Consider the following 15,698-nt stretch of genomic DNA (forward strand, 5'->3'; position numbering starts at 1 on the left):
CGGGCCTGCGGGCGGGGCTACCGCCGGCGGGCCCGCGGGTGGCGGGCGCACCAGCCCTCCCAGGCCGAGGCGACCATCTCCTCGACGCCGTACCTGGCGCTCCAGCCCAGCTCGCGGCGGATCAGCTCGGCGGAGGCCACCACCCGGGCCGGGTCGCCCGGCCGGCGCGGGGCGATCTCGCCGGTGGTGTCGTAGCCGGTGACCCGGCCGATCACGTCCAGCATCTCCTTGACGCTGACGCCCTCGCCGCGGCCGATGTTGAGGACCAGCGAGGTCTCGCCGGGCGGGTCGGCGGCGAGCCGCCGGGCGGCCGCCACATGGGCCGAGGCGATGTCGGAGACGTGGATGAAGTCCCGTACGCAGGTGCCGTCGGGGGTCGGGTAGTCGGCACCGAAGATCTGCGGGGCCCGGCCGGCCGTGAGCCGTTCGAAGACCATCGGGATCAGGTTGAACACGCCCTCGTCGGACAGCTCGGGCGAGGCCGCGCCCGCCACGTTGAAGTAGCGCAGGGAGGCGGTGGAGATGCCGTGGGCCCGGCCGGCGGCCGCGGCCAGCCACTCGCCGGCCAGCTTGGTCTCGCCGTACGGGTTCATCGGCGCGCAGGGCGCGGACTCGGTGACCAGCTCGGTGTCCGGCATGCCGTAGACGGCGGCGGAGGAGGAGAAGAGGAAGCGCCGTACGCCCGCCTCGGCGACCGCCTCCAGCAGGTTCTGCAGGCCGGTCAGGTTCTCCCGGTAGTAGAAGAACGGCCGCTCGACCGACTCGCCGACCCTCTTCTTCGCGGCGAAGTGCAGGACGCCCCGCACGTCGTGCGCGCGGATCGCCGCGTCCAGGGCGGCCCGGTCCAGTGTGGAGCCCTCGACCAGGGCGACGCCCGGCGGCAGCCGGGTGGGGTCACCGGTACTGAGGTCGTCCAGCACGGCCACCCGCTCGCCGGCCGCCACGAGCTGGTGCACCACGTGCCTGCCGATGTATCCGGCGCCACCGGTGATCAACCAAGTCATGGCCCCGATCCTAAGGCGCCCGGGTGCCGGGCGAGTCGGGCCTCAGATTCGGGCATATCGGTGAAATGCTGACAAAGATCTCTGTAGTGGGAAACCTGCGATCCGGGTGACCCCCGTGTGGCGATGGAATCGGAGGCAGCCAAGGTGAACCGCAAGAAGGAAGCCACCCGCCCGTTCCCGGTCCGGCCGCGCCCGGCCGGGCGCGTGCCGCTCACCGCCCGCCTGGTCGTCCCCGGGGTGGCCGCCGCGCTGGCGGCACTGGTGGTGGCCGGATGCAGCAGCGGCTCGTCCTCCTCCTCGTCGGCCGCCCCGGCGACCGGTTCGGCCCCGGCGTCCGCCTCGGCGTCGTCCGTGGCGAACGGCAACCAGCTCCAGAACGCGTACCAGAAGGTGATCGCCGACGTCCTGCCCTCGGTGGTGCAGATCACCACCGCCAACGGCCTCGGCTCCGGCATCGTCTACGACGACAAGGGCGACATCGTCACCAACGCCCATGTGGTCGGCACCGCCGGCACCTTCGCCGTCACCCTGGCCAACAGCACCAAGGCCCTCGACGCCAGCCTGGTCGCCAGCTACCCCGACTCCGACCTCGCGGTGATCAAGCTGTCCAGCCCGCCGAAGGATCTCAAACCGGCCACCTTCGGGGACTCCACCAAGGTCGAGCTGGGCCAGATCACCCTCGCCATGGGCAGCCCGCTCGGGCTCTCCAGCAGCGTCACCCAGGGCATCGTCTCGGCCACCGGCCGGACCGTCTCCGAGCCCAACGAGGGGGCCTCTCCGGGCGCCACCATCGGCAACATGGTGCAGACCTCGGCCGCGATCAACCCGGGCAACAGCGGCGGTGCGCTGGTCAACCTGGACAGCCAGGTGATCGGCATCAACACGCTCGCCGCCACCGAGCCCGAGGCCAACGGCGCCGCCGCGCCCGGTATCGGCTTCGCCATCCCGGCGTCCACCATCACCAGCATCGCGGACCAGCTGATCAAGGACGGCAAGGTCACCAACTCCGGCCGGGCCGCGCTGGGCATCACCGCGCGGACCTTCTTCGACCAGAAGTTCCGCCCGGCGGGTGCCGCGATCGTGGCGGTCACCTCCGGCGGCCCGGCCGCCGCGGCGGGCCTCCAGGTCGGGGATGTGATCACCAAGATCGACGACACCCCGGTCGACTCGCTGAACTCGCTCACCACCGCGCTGGCCTCACTCACCCCGGGCAGCAAGGTCACCGTCACCTACGTCCGGGACGGCCAGAGCAGGACCGCCGACGTCACCCTGGGCACCCTGGCCACCCCGTAGGCCCCGTACGGCGGCCGGCCCGCAGCCGCGCAAGGGCCGCGCGGGCCGGCCGCCGTACGGGCGGAAGGAGCCGGGACCTCGTCACTGCCTCGACGAGGTCCCGGCTCTCGGCGTACCGGCGGGCTCGCGCCGCCCGGAGTCAGCGGCGGGCGGTGCGGGTCCGCCAGGGGAGCTCGATGGTCACCGTGGTCGGGCCGCCGTCCGGGCTCTCCACCAGGAACACCCCGTCGACCGCGCGGACCCGCTCGGCCAGACCGGCCAGGCCGCTGCCCGGGTAGGCGGCGGCCCCGCCCTTGCCGTCGTCCTGGACCAGCAGCATCAACTGGTCACCGGCCCGCCAGGCGTCGACCGTGGCGGTGCGGGCACCGGAGTGCTTGGAGACATTGGTCAGCAGCTCGCTGACGGTGAAGTAGGCGATGCCCTCGACCGCCGAGTCCGGGCGCTCCACGGCGCCGTCGTCGCCCTTCAGCTCGACCTGCACCCGCACCCCGCCCGGCACGGTGCAGCGGGCGGCCACCGCGGAGAGCGCCGCGTCCAGGCCGCGGTCGGTGAGCACCGCCGGGTGGATGCCCCGGGCCAGGTCGCGCAGTTCCTGCAGGGCGAGCTTCACCTCGCCGTGCGCGTTGTCGACCATTCTGGCGGCGGCGGCCACGTCGTCGGGCGTCTCGGTCTCCTTCAGCCGCTCCTTCGCCAGGCCCAGATCCATCGCCAGCGCCACCAGCCGGGCCTGGGCGCCGTCGTGCAGATCGCGCTCGATCCGGCGCAGGTCGGCGGCGGCGGTGTCGACCACCGTGCCGCGGTCGTCCTCCAGCTCGCGCACCCGCTCGGACAGCGCGCCGGGGTAGAGCAGGAGCTCCACCAGCATCCGGTCCACCGCGGCCTGGAAGCGGACCACCCACGGCAGGACCGGCCAGCCGACGATCACACAGATCAGTGTCACCGTGAAGCTCAGCACGCCCCAGGGCAGCAGCAGGATGTTGTACAGGGCCGAGCGCCAGCTCAGCGCGTCGGTCAGGTGGGCGACCGCGTAGCCCATGGCACCCGGCCTGGTCCGGCGCACCGGCTCCGGCTCGGTCACGCCGGAGTCGTACGCGGACCGGGCCCGGCGCCGGGCGAACGCGCCCAGGCCCCGGCAGCCGGCCAGCCCGGCGGCCAGCAGCGGCAGGCCGACCACCGTGATCGACAGCGCCAGCCCGATGCTCAGCATCGCGAAGGTGAAGACGAACCCCATGATGCCGAGCGGCAGGTTGAACATCAGCTGCCCGGCCTGCTTCCACATCCGCGCGCCGTACAGCGGGGCACGTCCGATGCGCGCGTCCTGCTCTCTGATGGCATCCGCGGCGCGGCGGTGCAGAGGCTTCATCTGGATCTACCGTCCCTCTTGATCGAGCTGGTGGTTCAAGCTTCCCCGGAGGGGGCGGGGCGTGGCCATGGGGGTGATACGTCTCCCCGGGCGGGGGTTAACCCCACCTTCGGGGGAGACCGCCGTGCGGCGCCGGGGTGTCCACGGGTTGTCCACCGGCCGTCTTGCGGATCGGGCGGGGTGCGGGGGTGGGGAGCCGTGCACTTAGACTCACGCATTGGCGATGGTTATGACCGTGTAAAGAAACGTCGTAGAACTGCCTTGTAGGGCGGTTTTCACGGCCGATGTGGAGGCGAAGGCATGGAGGGGCAGCAGGCGGCTGCCGCCGCGGCCGACCCGGCGGTCGGCAGCGGCTACTTCGACGCGTATGCCGCGATGGGCCTGCTCGCCGTCGTCGGCGTGCTCTTCGTCGCCGTGGCGTTCACCGCCAACCGGCTGCTGCGGCCGGTGGTGTACTCGCCGGAGAAGCTCCTCGCCTACGAGTGCGGCGTGGACCCGGTGGGGGAGGACTGGGCGCACACGCAGGTCCGCTACTACGTCTACGCCTTCCTGTACGTGATCTTCGCGGTCGACGCGATCTACCTGTTCCCGTGGGCGACCGTCTTCGCCGCCGACGGGTACGGCGCCGGGACGCTGATCGAGATGTTCGTCTTCATCGGCTTCCTCGCGGTCGGGCTGCTCTACGCCTGGAAGAAGGGCGTTCTGGAATGGACGTGACGCACAACCACTCGCACGGGCACGGCGCCGCCGGCGGCCCCGTCCCGCTGGGCCTCCCGGACCCGTCGCGCCCCGGCGCCGCGGTCGAGCCGCACGGTATCGGCCCGCTGGCCAGGCTCGCGCCGGACCCGGTCAAGGTCGTGCTCAACTGGGGCCGCCGCTACAGCCTCTGGTGCTTCAACTTCGGCCTGGCCTGCTGCGCGATCGAGTTCATCGCCGCGTCCATGGCCAAGCACGACTTCATCCGGATGGGTGTCATTCCGTTCGCGCCCGGGCCGCGCCAGGCCGATCTGATGATCGTCTCGGGGACGGTGACGGACAAGATGGCGCCCGCCGTCAAGCGCCTCTACGAGCAGATGCCCGAGCCGAAGTACGTCATCTCCTTCGGCGCCTGCTCCAACTCCGGCGGCCCGTACTGGGACTCCTACTCCGTCACCAAGGGCGTGGACCAGATCATCCCGGTCGACGTCTACGTACCCGGCTGCCCGCCCCGGCCGGAGGCGCTGCTCCAGGGCATCCTCAAGCTCCAGGAGAAGATCGCCGCCGAATCGCTGCCCGCCCGCTACGCCGCGCCCGCCGCGGCGCTGCGGCGTCCGCTGGTGGCCGGCCCGGCACCCGAGGGAGGGGCCTCATGAGCACCGCCGAGCAGTACGCGGCGTCGGTCGGCGAGTGGGCCACCGGCGCCGAGGCATACGGGCTGATCACCGTCGACGTGCCCGCCGAGCACTGGATCGAGGCGCTGACCGCCGCCCGGGACGGGCTGGGCCTGGCCTTCTTCGACTGGCTGAGCGCCGTCGACGAGCTGGCCGAGGGCTTCTCCGTGGTCGCGCACCTGGCCGCCCCGGAAGCCCCCGGCGTGCGCCACCTGGTGCTGCGCACCCGGGTACCGCGTGACAAGGCCGCGCTGCCGACCGCCGTGGCGGTGTACGCCGGTGCCGCCTGGCACGAGCGCGAGACCCACGAGATGTTCGGCATCGACTTCCCCGGGCACCCCTACCTGGCCACCCTGCTGCTGCCGGACGGCTTCGAGGGGTACCCGCTGCGCAAGGAGTTCGTCCTCGCGGCCCGGGTCGCCAAGGCCTGGCCGGGTGCCAAGGAGCCGGGCGAGTCCGACCACGGCGACGGGCCGGCGCGACGCAAGATGCAGCCGGCCGGTGTGCCGGACCCGAACGAGTGGGGGCCGCTCAAGGGCACCCTGCCGCCGGTCGCCGAGCGGCCCGCGCGTGGCGCGCGGGCGGCGGGGGCGGCGCGTACGCCGCGGGCCGCGGCCGGTGCGGCGGCCGGTGCTGGTGCGGCCGGTGCCGAGGGTGCCGCGCCGGTGCGGGCGGATCGTCCGCGGCGGACCAGGACCGTCGGCGAGGGGTCGGTCAGCCAGGGCGCCGAGGCCGCCGGGCCTGCCGCATCCGCTGAGCCCGTTGCGCCCGCTGAGCCCGCCGCGCCGAAGCCGGAGCGGTCGGCGCCCGCCCGTACCCGGTCCGCCGACGCGCCCTGGCACTCGCCGGTGCCCGCGCACGACGAGCCCGGGAGCGCGGCGGAACCGGACGGCGCGGAGCAGCCCGGGACCGGGAGCGAGAAGCCGGCCGCACCGGCCGACCAGGACGGAGACAGCGCGTGAACCTGCTCGACACGTTGCTGCGCTGCGTCGCCACGCTCGTCGTCTTCCTCACCCTCCCCCTGGTCATCGGCCAGACCGAGCACAAGGTGATGGCGCACATGCAGGGCCGCCTCGGCCCGATGTACGCCGGCGGCTTCCACGGCTGGGCGCAGCTCGTCGCCGACGGCGTGAAGTTCGCGCAGAAGGAGGACATCGTCCCGGCCGGGGCGGACCGCCGGATCTTCCAGCTGGCGCCCGCCGTCTCGCTGCTGCCGTACCTGTTCGTGCTGCTCGCGATCCCGGTGGGCCCGGACGGCTTCGTCGGCCAGGCGGTGGACGCCGGCCTGTTCTTCGTCCTCGCCGTGCTCGGCGTCGGCGTGCTCGGCAAGCTGATGGCCGGCTGGGCCTCGGCGAACAAGTTCTCCCTGCTCGGCGGCCTGCGCACGGCCGCGCAGCTGATGTCGTACGAGCTGCCGATGGTGCTCGCCGCAGCCTCCGTCGCGATGGCCGCCGGGACGCTGTCGCTGCCCGGGATCATGGACGCCTGGCAGTGGTACTGGATCCCGTGGCAGATCATCGGCGCGTTCGTGTTCTTCACGGCCGGCCTCGCGGAGCTCCAGCGCCCGCCGTTCGACATGCCGGTCGCCGACTCGGAGATCATCTTCGGCGCGTACACCGAGTACACCGGCCTGCGCTTCGCGCTGTTCCTGCTCTCCGAGTACGTGGGCATCCTGGTGGTGTCCGCGCTGACCGCGGTGCTGTTCCTGGGCGGCTGGCACGGCCCGCTGCCGGACCAGCTCGGCTGGCTGTGGACGATCCTGAAGACCTTCGCGCTGGCCTTCGTGGTGATCTGGCTGCGGGTCACCTTCCCGCGGCTGCGCGAGGACCAGCTGATGCGCTTCGCGTGGCTCGTGCTGATCCCGCTCGCCCTCGTCCAGCTCGCCCTCACCGGCATCATCAAGGTGGCGATCTCATGAGCTTCCCCGGCGCCGGCCTGGCCAAGGGCCTGGCCGTCACTCTGCGGACGATGACGAAGAAGAGCGTCACCGCGCAGTACCCCGAGGTGCAGCCCGCGCTGCCGCCGCGCTCGCGCGGCGTGATCGCGCTGCTGGAGGAGAACTGCACGGTCTGCATGCTCTGCGCCCGGGAGTGCCCGGACTGGTGCATCTACATCGACTCCCACAAGGAGACGCTGCCGGCCGCCGATCCGAACGCCCGCGCCCGCACCCGCAATGTGCTGGACCGGTTCGCCATCGACTTCTCGCTCTGCATGTACTGCGGGATCTGCATCGAGGTCTGCCCGTTCGACGCGTTGTTCTGGTCGCCCGAGTTCGAGTACGCGGAGACCGACATCCTGGAACTGACCCATGAGCGGGACAGGCTCCGCGAGTGGATGTGGACCGTCCCGGCGCCACCGGCGCTGGACCCGGCGGCCGAGGAGCCCAAGGAGATCGCCACCGCGCGCAAGGCGGCGGACAAGCTGGCCGCCGCCGCTGCCGCCGCGGCTTCGGACGAGGGGGGTGCCGCGGAATGAGCCCGCTGCTGCTCGCCGCGACCGGGCCGCTGGATCCGGCCGCCCGGTCCTTCCTCTCCCCGACCGGGGTGGAGATCGTCTTCCTGCTGGTCGGCATCGCCGTGCTCGGCTCGGCCGTGGTCGCCGTCACCACCAGGCAGCTGGTGCACGCCGCGCTCTGGCTGGTCGTCGCGCTCGGCGGGCTGGCGGTGGAGTTCCTGCTGCTCACCGCCGAGTTCATCGCCTGGGTGCAGGTGCTGATCTACCTCGGCTCGGTGGTCGTGCTGGTGCTGTTCGGGCTGATGCTCACCAAGGCGCCGATCGGGCGCTCGCCGGACGCCGACTCGGGCAACCGGTGGGTGGCCCTGGTGGTGGCGCTGGCTTCGGCCGGCACCCTGGTGACGCTGGTCGTGGACGCCTTCCGGACCTCCTGGATCGACCTCGGTGCGGGCGGCGGCTCGGCGGCCGTGACGGGCGCGAGCCTGTTCCGGACCTGGGTACTGCCCTTCGAGGCGCTCTCGGTGCTGCTGCTGGCGGCGCTGGTCGGGGCGATCGTGCTGTCGCGCGGGGCCGGGCGGCGGGTGCCGCCGCCCCGGGCCGGCCGACTGCGGGCCGGGCGGCCGGTGGGGTCCAACGTGACCGTCGCCGCCGCCGCGGCGAAGGCCGCCGGTACGCCCGGGGCGCCGGCCGGTCCCGCCTCGACGACCCCGCCGCAGGAGGGCTGATGCATCTCGCCTACCCCGTCGTCCTCGCCGCGCTGCTGTTCAGCGTCGGCGTGTACGGCGTGCTCGCCCGGCGCAACGTCGTCCTGGTGCTGATGTCGGTCGAGCTGATGCTCAACGCCGTCAACCTCAACCTCGTCGCCTTCGACGCCTGGCTGCGCGACTCACTCCACGCCGGCCAGGCGCTCACCCTGTTCACCATCACCATCGCCGCCGCCGAGATCGGTCTCGGGCTCGCCATCGTCCTGCTGCTGTTCCGGGCCCGGGGCACCGCGGACATCGACAAGGTCACCGCGCTCGGCGACCCGTCCGAGTCCACCGCCGAGGAGGCGCCCGCCGGCGCCGAGGCGCTGAAGGGCCAGGCCGCCGTATGAACCTCGCCCTGCCCGCCCTCGTCCCCGCCCTGCCCGCGCTCGGCGCCGCGGCCACCCTGGCCACCGGCCGGCGCGCCCCGGGCCTGGCCCGGCCGCTGGCGATCGTGCCGGTCGCGGTCTCGGCCGTGCTGGCCCTGGTCGTCGCGCTCCAGCTCGGCACCGGCCAGACGCTGGACGCCGCCACCCGGCTCACCCCGACCGGCGGCCCCGACATCGCGCTCGGCATCCACCTGGACGGCTTCAGCTCGCTGATCTCCGTCCTGGTCGGCCTGGTCGCCACCTGTGTGCAGGTCTACTCGACCGCCTACCTCAAGGACGACCCGCGCTACCCGTCCTACGCGGCGCTGGTCTCGCTGTTCACGGCGGCGATGTTCCTGGTCGTCTACTCGGGCGACCTGATCGTGCTGCTGGTCGGCTGGGAGGTCATGGGCATCTGCTCGTACTTCCTGATCGGCCACCACTGGGAGACCGCCGACGCCCGTTCGGCCTCGCTGAAGGCCTTCCTGGTCACCAAGCTCGGCGACGTGCCGTTCCTGTTCGGCATCTTCCTGCTCGGCGCCGACGCCGGAAGCTTCCGGATCCCCGACGTGCTGACCGCGGCCACCGACGGGCGGCTCGGCCACCCGACGCTGATCGCGCTGCTGCTGCTCGCCGGTGTGGCCGGCAAGAGCGCGCAGTTCCCGCTGCACACCTGGCTCCCGGACGCGATGGCGGGCCCGACGCCGGTCTCCGCGCTGATCCACGCCGCCACCATGGTCGCGGCCGGCATCTACCTGGTCGCCCGGCTGCTGCCGGTCTTCCTGCTCTCGGGCGCGGCGCTGGTCGTGCTCGCGGTGATGGCCGCCGTGACGATGATCGGCTCGGCGCTCTGCGCGCTCGCCCAGGACGACCTCAAACGGGTGCTCGCCTACTCGACCGTCGGCCAGCTCGGCTACATGGCCGGCGCGCTGGCCAGTGGCGACCGCGAGGCGTCCGTCTTCCACCTGGTCAGCCACGGCGCGTTCAAGGCGCTGCTGTTCCTGGCCGCCGGTGTGGTGATCCACGCCGCGCACACCAACTCGATCTCCGCGATGTCCCGGATGCCGGGGCTGCGCAGGCGCGTCCCGGACGCCTACTGGACGATGGGCATCGCGCTGGTCGCCCTGGTCGGGCTGCCGCCGTTCTCCGGCTTCTTCAGCAAGGAGGCGGTGCTGACCGCGGCCGAGCACGCCGCCAACGGCGAGGCGCTGACCAACGGCCTCGGCCCGGCCTCGGCCGTGCCGCAGACGGCCGGCTGGATCGTGCTGATCTCGGCCGGGCTCACCGCGCTGATCACCGCCGCGTACGCGACCCGGCTGTTCCTGGTGGCGTTCCACGGCCCGGCGGCCGCCGCCGGTGCTGCCGCTCCCGCCGCGGCCGCCGGGCCGGAGGCGGACGCGCCGTACTCGCCCGAGGTGGACGAGGCCGACCCGGCCACCGCCGAGCCGCCCGCGATGCGCTGGCCGCTCTGGGTGCTCGCCGTCCCGACCATGGGCTTCGGCGTCGCCGGCCTGCGCTCCGACTGGCTGCCCGCGCTGCTGGACGGCGGCTCGCTGCGGCCGGTGCCGGTCACCGCGGTGACCGGCACCGGCCTCGCCCTGGTGGGCGTGCTGCTGGCGTACGGGGCCTGGCGGTCGGCGACCGCACGGCTCGGCGCGGGCCGGCCGGCCCGCGCCGCCGAGGGCCGGGTGCCCGGGCAGGCCGGTGCCCCGGCCGCCGAGGTGATCGTCGCCGACCCCGGGCGCACCCTGCTCGGCCCGCTGTTCGGCCCGGCCCGGCACGGCTTCGGCGTCGACCGCCTCTACAGCACGCTGTTCGTCCGCCCGGTGACCGCCGCCGCGCGGCTCGTCCGCTTCCTCGACCGCGAGGTCGTCGAGACGTACGTCCGCAGCGGCGGGCTCGGCGCCAACCTGCTCGGCCGGGCCGTCCGGCTGGCGCAGACCGGCAACGCGCAGACCTACCTCAGCGCGCTGCTCGCCGGCGTCGTGCTGCTGGCCGTCCTGGTGGCGGTGTAGCGCATGCCCCAGCCGACCCACCCCGTCCAGCCGACCGCAGCCCGTAGGAGCCACCGATGAACGCAGTCCTCATCGCCCTCCTGGCACTGCCGCTGCTCGGTGCGGCCCTCACCCTGGCGCCGGTGTTCGGCACCGACCCGGCCGTCGCCGACCGGCGCGCGCTGCGGCTGAACACCGTCCTCACCGGTGCCGTCCTCGTCCTCACCGTCGTCCTGGCGGCCGGTTTCGACCACGACGAGCCCGCCCGGATGCAGGCCACCACCGACGTGTCCTGGATCCCGGCCATCGGTGTGCGCTTCCACCTCGGTGTGGACGGCGTCTCGCTGCCGCTGATCGTGCTGACCTCGCTGCTCACCTTCCTCTGCGCGCTGTACTCGGAGCGGCGGCTGCCGAGCGGGGAGCACGTGCCCTCCGCCCGGGCCTTCACCGGGCTCTTCCTCCTCCTCGAAACCGGCATGCTCGCCACCTTCGCGGTGCTGGACCTCGTGCTCTTCTTCCTGGCCTTCGAGATCGTGCTGATCCCGATGTACTTCCTGATCGCCCGCTGGGGGAGCGGGGCGAAGGTGCCGGCCGCCAACCGGTTCATCCTGTACACGCTGCTCGGCTCGGCCGTGATGCTGCTCGGCTTCCTGCTGGTCGGCAGCAAGGCGGGCACCTTCGACATGCAGGCCCTGGCCGCCGCCCACGGCAGCGGCCTGAGCCACACCACCCAGGTGATCGCCGCGCTGGCGATCATGATCGGGCTCGCGGTCAAGGCCCCCGCCTGGCCGCTGCACAGCTGGCTCCCGGACGCGCACACGGCGGCCCCGACCGTCGGCTCCGTGCTGCTCGCCGGTGTGCTGCTGAAGATGGGCACCTACGGTCTGGTCCGCGTCCTCCTCCCGGTCGTCCCCGACGGCACCGCGACGCTCGCCCCCTACCTGGGCGCGTTCGCCGCCGTCGGCATCGTCTACGGCTCGCTGGTCTGCCTCGCGCTCGCCCGGTCCGGAGCCAAGGGCGACCTCAAGCGCCTGATCGCCTACTCCTCCGTCGGCCACATGGGCTTCGTGCTGCTGGGCATCGCCTCCCTCACCCCGGTGGGCGTCAACGGTGCCCTGTTCGCCAACATCGCCCACGGCCTGATCACCGGCCTGCTGTTCTTCGTGGTGGGCGCGCTGAAGGACCGCTACGGCACGGCGGACCTCGACACCCTCGCCGGCTCCACCGGCGCCGCCCTCTACGGGCGGGCGCCGCGGATCGGCGCCCTGCTCGCCTTCGCGGCCGTCGCCAGCCTCGGCCTGCCCGGGCTGGCCGGCTTCTGGGGCGAGCTGCTCGCGATGTTCGGCGCGTTCGATCCGGCCGAGGGCCTGTCGCGCCCCGCCTTCGTCACCTACATGGTCCTGGCCGGTCTCGGCACCCTCCTCACCGCCGCGTACCTGCTGATCGTGGTCAAGCGCGTCTGCATGGGCGACCCGAAGCAGCCCGCCCCGGTGCCGGAGCTCGCCGATCTGCGCCCGTACGAGGCCGTCAGCTGGACGCCGCTGGCCGCCCTCACCCTGCTCGCCGGCCTCTGGCCCGCGCTCCTGCTCGGTCTCTCCGATCCCGCCGTCAAGCACCTCCTCGGGGGTGGCTGATCATGCTCGGCACCGCGCTCGGAGCCCAGCTCGCACTCGGACCTCACTCCACGGGGCAGCCCACTGTGACCTCCCTCGCCGTAGCCAACCCGGGCAGCCTGATCCAGTCCGTGGACTGGGTGGCGATCGCGCCCCCGCTGATCGCCGCCGTGGCCGCCCTCGCCGTGCTGGTCACCGACCTCTTCCTGCCCGCGCGCCACAAGAAGCTGCTCGGCCGGCTCACCGCGGCCGGACTCGCCCTCGCGCTCGTCTCCCTCCTCCCGCTGACCGGCGGCGGGCCCCGGGGCACCTTCTGCGTCCGGGACACCGGCACCGACGCCCAGAACGCCGGCTGCTCGTACGTGGCCGACCACTTCGCCCTGGTCTTCCAGCTGCTGGCGCTCGGCGGCGCGCTGATCGCCGCGCTGCTGTCGATGCACACCGTGGACGAGGAGGCGCCGGGCGGCGGCTCCGCCGCGGGGCTGCCCCGCGGCGAGTACTGGTTCCTGCTGCTCTCCAGCGCCACCGGTGCCGCCCTGCTGCCCGCCGCCCGTGACCTCGCCACCCTGGTGGTCGCCCTGGAGGTGGCCTCGCTGCCGGCCTTCGCGCTGGTCGCGCTGCGCCGCGACGGCCGGGGTGCCGAGGCCGCGCTGAAGTTCTTCCTCTCCTCCGTCACCGCGACCGCCGTGATGCTGCTGGGCGTCGGCTTCGTCTACGCCGCCAGCGGCAGCCTGCACCTCGCGCTGATCGGCCACGGCCTGGACGGCGTCCCCGGACAGCTCAAGCCGCTGGCCGAGGCCGGTGCGGTGCTCACCCTGGTCGGCTTCGCCTTCAAGGTCGCCGCCGCCCCGTTCCACTTCTGGGTGCCCGACACCTACACCGGTGCCCCGCTGCCGGTGGCCGGCTACCTCTCGGTGGTCGGAAAGGCGGCGGGCCTGGCCGGTCTGGCGCTGGTCACCACGATCGCCTTCCGCCCGTACGCGCACACCTGGGGTCTGGCGCTCGCGGTGCTGGCCGCCGTCACCATGACGGTCGGCAACGTGGGCGCGCTGCGCCAGCGCTTCGACACCTCGTACAGCGCGGTGCGGCTGCTCGCCTGGTCCTCCGTCGGCCAGGCCGGCTATCTGCTGGTGCCGCTGGCCGCCGCCGGCTACGCGCCCACCGGGACCGACCCGCTCGGCGCCACCGCCGCGTACGCGCTGATCTACGGCGTGGTGAACCTGGGCGCCTTCGGTGTGGTCGCCGCCGTCGGCCGCCGGGCCGGGACCAGGGTCGACGACTTCCGCGGCCTGTTCGCCCGGCGCCGCTGGACGGCTCTGGCGCTCGCCTTCTTCCTGCTCTGCCTGGCCGGGCTGCCGCCGGGCGTGGTTGGTCTGTTCGGCAAGGTGGTGGTGTTCCGCGCCGCCGTCGACTCCGGGCTGGGCTGGCTGGCCGTGGTGATGGCCGTCAATGTGGTCATCGCCCTGTACTACTACCTGCTCTGGACGGCGCGGCTCTTCGCGCCGGCGGCAGACGGCGGGAAGGCGGCGGTAACGGCCCCCGAGCCACGGCTGCCCGCCTCGCTGGCCGCCACCCTCGGCCTCACCGCCTCGGCCGCCGTGGTGCTCTCGGTGGCTCCGCAGCTGGTCCTCCAGGTGGCCGGCGGCACGCTGTTCTGAGCCCCGGCCGGCGGTGCGGGGGATCCGGCGACCGGGTGTCGCGGTGGTCACAAGGGAACAAGGCCGACGGCCCCACCCGTTGAGCGGGCAGAGGGACGAGGCAGAAAGGGCTTCCCCACCGCGCACCATTGGAGGGCCTGCCGTGCACCGCCGGCACAACGGACTGAGGACCGCCGCACTGCTCGGCGGCCTCTCGGCGCTGATCCTGGTGATCGGCAGCTTCTTCGGCCGTACGGGTCTGGCGATCGCCCTGCTGGTCGCCCTCGGGACCAACGCCTACGCCTACTGGAACAGCGACAAGCTCGCCCTGCGCGCGATGCGGGCCCGCCCGGTGAGCGAGATCGAGGCGCCGCAGCTGTACCGGATCGTCCGCGAGCTCTCCACCTCGGCCCGCCAGCCGATGCCCCGGCTCTACATCTCGCCGACCCCGGCCCCGAACGCCTTCGCCACCGGCCGCAACCCGCGCAACGCCGCCGTCTGCTGCACCGACGGCATCCTGCAGCTGCTGGACGAACGCGAGCTGCGGGGCGTGCTGGGGCACGAGCTGAGCCACGTCTACAACCGGGACATCCTGATCTCCTCGGTCGCCGGGGCGCTCGCCTCGGTGGTGATGTTCCTGGTGAACTTCGCCTGGCTGATCCCCTTCGGCCGCAGCGAGGACGACGACGGCCCGGGGCTGTTCGGGATGCTCGCGATCATGATCCTCGGCCCGCTCGCGGCCTCGCTGATCCAGCTGGCCGTCAGCCGTTCCCGCGAGTACCAGGCCGACGCCGACGGCGCCCGGATCACCGGTGACCCGCTCGCCCTGGCGAGCGCCCTGCGCAAGCTGGAGATCGGGACCAGGCAGCTGCCGCTGCCGCCGGAGCCTCAGCTACAGACCGCCAGCCACATGATGATCGCCAGCCCGTTCCGGCCCGGCGAGGCCGGCGCCAAGCTGTTCTCCACCCACCCCCCGATGGCCGAGCGCATCGCCCGGCTGGAGCGGATGGCGGGCCACCGCGGCTGAGCCGCCGGCTCGCGGCCCGGGTGGCCCTGGCGGCCCTCTGTCGGCCCTGGCGCGGCCCGGGTCAGCCGGTCACGCAGCGCGCCCGTACCTGAACGGGGGTACGGGCGCGTGGACGGGCCTGTGGTGCCGGGTGGCGCGGAGCGCGGTCAGTGCGCGGCCTGCTCCGGGCGGTAGACGCAGAGCGCCCAGATGATGAAGACGTCGAGCGCGATCACGACGAGCGACCAGAGCGGGTAGTACGGCATGGACAGGAAGCTCTCGGCGGCGCTCAGCACGGTGAGGACGATACCGGCGTACCGGGCCCAGGCGGCTCCCCGGAGGACGAAGAGACCGACCACCGCGACCAGCGCGCCGACGACGATCTCGATCCAGCCCCATCCGGTGAGATCGAACCGGAACACGTACCGCGGGGTGGCGATGAACAGCTCGTCGTTCGAGACCGCCATGATGCCCCGCAGCACCTCCATGAAGCCGTTCAGCAGCATCAGGACACCCGCGAACATCACCAGGCCGGGGGCCCAGTCGCTGAACCGCTGCCCGGGCGGGGCGCCGGACCCGGCGCGCCAGGGCTGTGGCTGCTCGGGGCCGGCCGGCGGGGTGCCCGAAGCGCTGTTCATCTGCTCCTCCAGGGCCGAACGGACATGTGCTCCTCCAAAAGCCGAACGGACATTCGGACTTCGACCGTCTGCCGGGCCCGGGCGGCCGGCAACCGGGCCGCGCCTGTTCGGGTGACGCGTCGTGCGTGCCCCGGACGCCCACCGGCGGCGACTGGTAGTGGTTGTCCGACCACTGTCCGGGCCCGGTCCGGCCCCGAGCACGGAAGGCGCGG

General features: G+C 73.2%; 15 protein-coding genes. 12 read left to right on the top strand and 3 right to left on the bottom strand.

The features are described from left to right. Positions 1–17: 17 nt before the first annotated feature. Complete coding sequence (gene galE, locus ACIP82_RS18615) at positions 18–1,004, bottom strand: UDP-glucose 4-epimerase GalE (protein WP_400654436.1); 987 nt, start codon at positions 1,002–1,004, stop codon at positions 18–20. Positions 1,005–1,127: 123 nt separating this feature from the next. Here galE and ACIP82_RS18620 point away from each other — a divergent pair, with 123 nt between their 5' ends. Beyond that, positions 1,128–2,297: a trypsin-like peptidase domain-containing protein gene (locus ACIP82_RS18620; RefSeq protein ID WP_363605927.1), complete on the top strand. Its 1,170-nt coding sequence runs from the start codon at positions 1,128–1,130 to the stop codon at positions 2,295–2,297. 139 nt (positions 2,298–2,436) lie between these two features. On the opposite strand, the gene ACIP82_RS18625 is transcribed toward ACIP82_RS18620, so the two are convergent. Further along, on the bottom strand, positions 2,437–3,576 hold the full coding sequence (locus tag ACIP82_RS18625; RefSeq protein ID WP_363606057.1) for a sensor domain-containing protein: 1,140 nt from the start codon (positions 3,574–3,576) through the stop codon (positions 2,437–2,439). 384 nt (positions 3,577–3,960) lie between these two features. Here ACIP82_RS18625 and ACIP82_RS18630 point away from each other — a divergent pair, with 384 nt between their 5' ends. The 11 genes from ACIP82_RS18630 to htpX all read left to right on the top strand — a co-directional run bounded on the left by ACIP82_RS18630 (position 3,961) and on the right by htpX (position 14,869). Beyond that, positions 3,961–4,377: an NADH-quinone oxidoreductase subunit A gene (locus tag ACIP82_RS18630; protein ID WP_363605926.1), complete on the top strand. Its 417-nt coding sequence runs from the start codon at positions 3,961–3,963 to the stop codon at positions 4,375–4,377. Beyond that, complete coding sequence (locus ACIP82_RS18635; protein ID WP_363605925.1) at positions 4,368–5,012, top strand: NADH-quinone oxidoreductase subunit B family protein; 645 nt, start codon at positions 4,368–4,370, stop codon at positions 5,010–5,012. Before ACIP82_RS18630 ends, ACIP82_RS18635 begins: the two co-directional genes overlap by 10 nt. Further along, a complete protein-coding gene (locus ACIP82_RS18640) occupies positions 5,009–5,992 on the top strand; it encodes an NADH-quinone oxidoreductase subunit C (protein WP_400654439.1) in 984 nt (327 codons plus the stop codon). Before ACIP82_RS18635 ends, ACIP82_RS18640 begins: the two co-directional genes overlap by 4 nt. 2 nt (positions 5,993–5,994) lie before the next feature. Continuing rightward, positions 5,995–6,948, top strand: a complete 954-nt coding sequence (locus ACIP82_RS18645; RefSeq protein WP_363606055.1) for a complex I subunit 1 family protein — start codon at positions 5,995–5,997, stop codon at positions 6,946–6,948. Continuing rightward, positions 6,945–7,505 carry an NADH-quinone oxidoreductase subunit I gene (locus ACIP82_RS18650; protein ID WP_363605923.1) on the top strand — a complete coding sequence of 187 codons (561 nt, stop codon included), beginning with the start codon at positions 6,945–6,947 and terminating at the stop codon, positions 7,503–7,505. The genes ACIP82_RS18645 and ACIP82_RS18650 overlap by 4 nt, the downstream gene beginning before the upstream one ends. Beyond that, entirely contained in the window at positions 7,502–8,209 is a 708-nt protein-coding gene (locus ACIP82_RS18655; protein WP_363605922.1) for an NADH-quinone oxidoreductase subunit J, read from the top strand. Before ACIP82_RS18650 ends, ACIP82_RS18655 begins: the two co-directional genes overlap by 4 nt. Beyond that, on the top strand, positions 8,209–8,580 hold the full coding sequence (nuoK, locus tag ACIP82_RS18660; protein ID WP_363605921.1) for an NADH-quinone oxidoreductase subunit NuoK: 372 nt from the start codon (positions 8,209–8,211) through the stop codon (positions 8,578–8,580). Before ACIP82_RS18655 ends, nuoK begins: the two co-directional genes overlap by 1 nt. Continuing rightward, the gene (locus ACIP82_RS18665) at positions 8,577–10,613 is read left to right on the top strand and encodes an NADH-quinone oxidoreductase subunit L (RefSeq protein WP_400654442.1); all 2,037 of its coding nucleotides are present in this window, start codon (positions 8,577–8,579) and stop codon (positions 10,611–10,613) included. The genes nuoK and ACIP82_RS18665 overlap by 4 nt, the downstream gene beginning before the upstream one ends. A 56-nt stretch (positions 10,614–10,669) precedes the next feature. Next, positions 10,670–12,226, top strand: a complete 1,557-nt coding sequence (locus ACIP82_RS18670; protein ID WP_400654444.1) for a NuoM family protein — start codon at positions 10,670–10,672, stop codon at positions 12,224–12,226. A gap of 2 nt (positions 12,227–12,228) precedes the next feature. Further along, the gene (locus ACIP82_RS18675) at positions 12,229–13,863 is read left to right on the top strand and encodes an NADH-quinone oxidoreductase subunit N (RefSeq protein ID WP_400654446.1); all 1,635 of its coding nucleotides are present in this window, start codon (positions 12,229–12,231) and stop codon (positions 13,861–13,863) included. Between the two features lie 142 nt (positions 13,864–14,005). Then, a complete protein-coding gene (gene htpX, locus ACIP82_RS18680; protein ID WP_400654448.1) occupies positions 14,006–14,869 on the top strand; it encodes a zinc metalloprotease HtpX in 864 nt (287 codons plus the stop codon). Between the two features lie 146 nt (positions 14,870–15,015). Here htpX and ACIP82_RS18685 read toward each other — a convergent pair whose 3' ends face one another. Then, positions 15,016–15,486: a hypothetical protein gene (locus ACIP82_RS18685; RefSeq protein ID WP_363605916.1), complete on the bottom strand. Its 471-nt coding sequence runs from the start codon at positions 15,484–15,486 to the stop codon at positions 15,016–15,018. Positions 15,487–15,698: the final 212 nt, after the last annotated feature.

Source organism: Kitasatospora sp. NPDC088548 (genome assembly GCF_044753005.1).
Lineage (GTDB): Bacteria > Actinomycetota > Actinomycetes > Streptomycetales > Streptomycetaceae > Kitasatospora.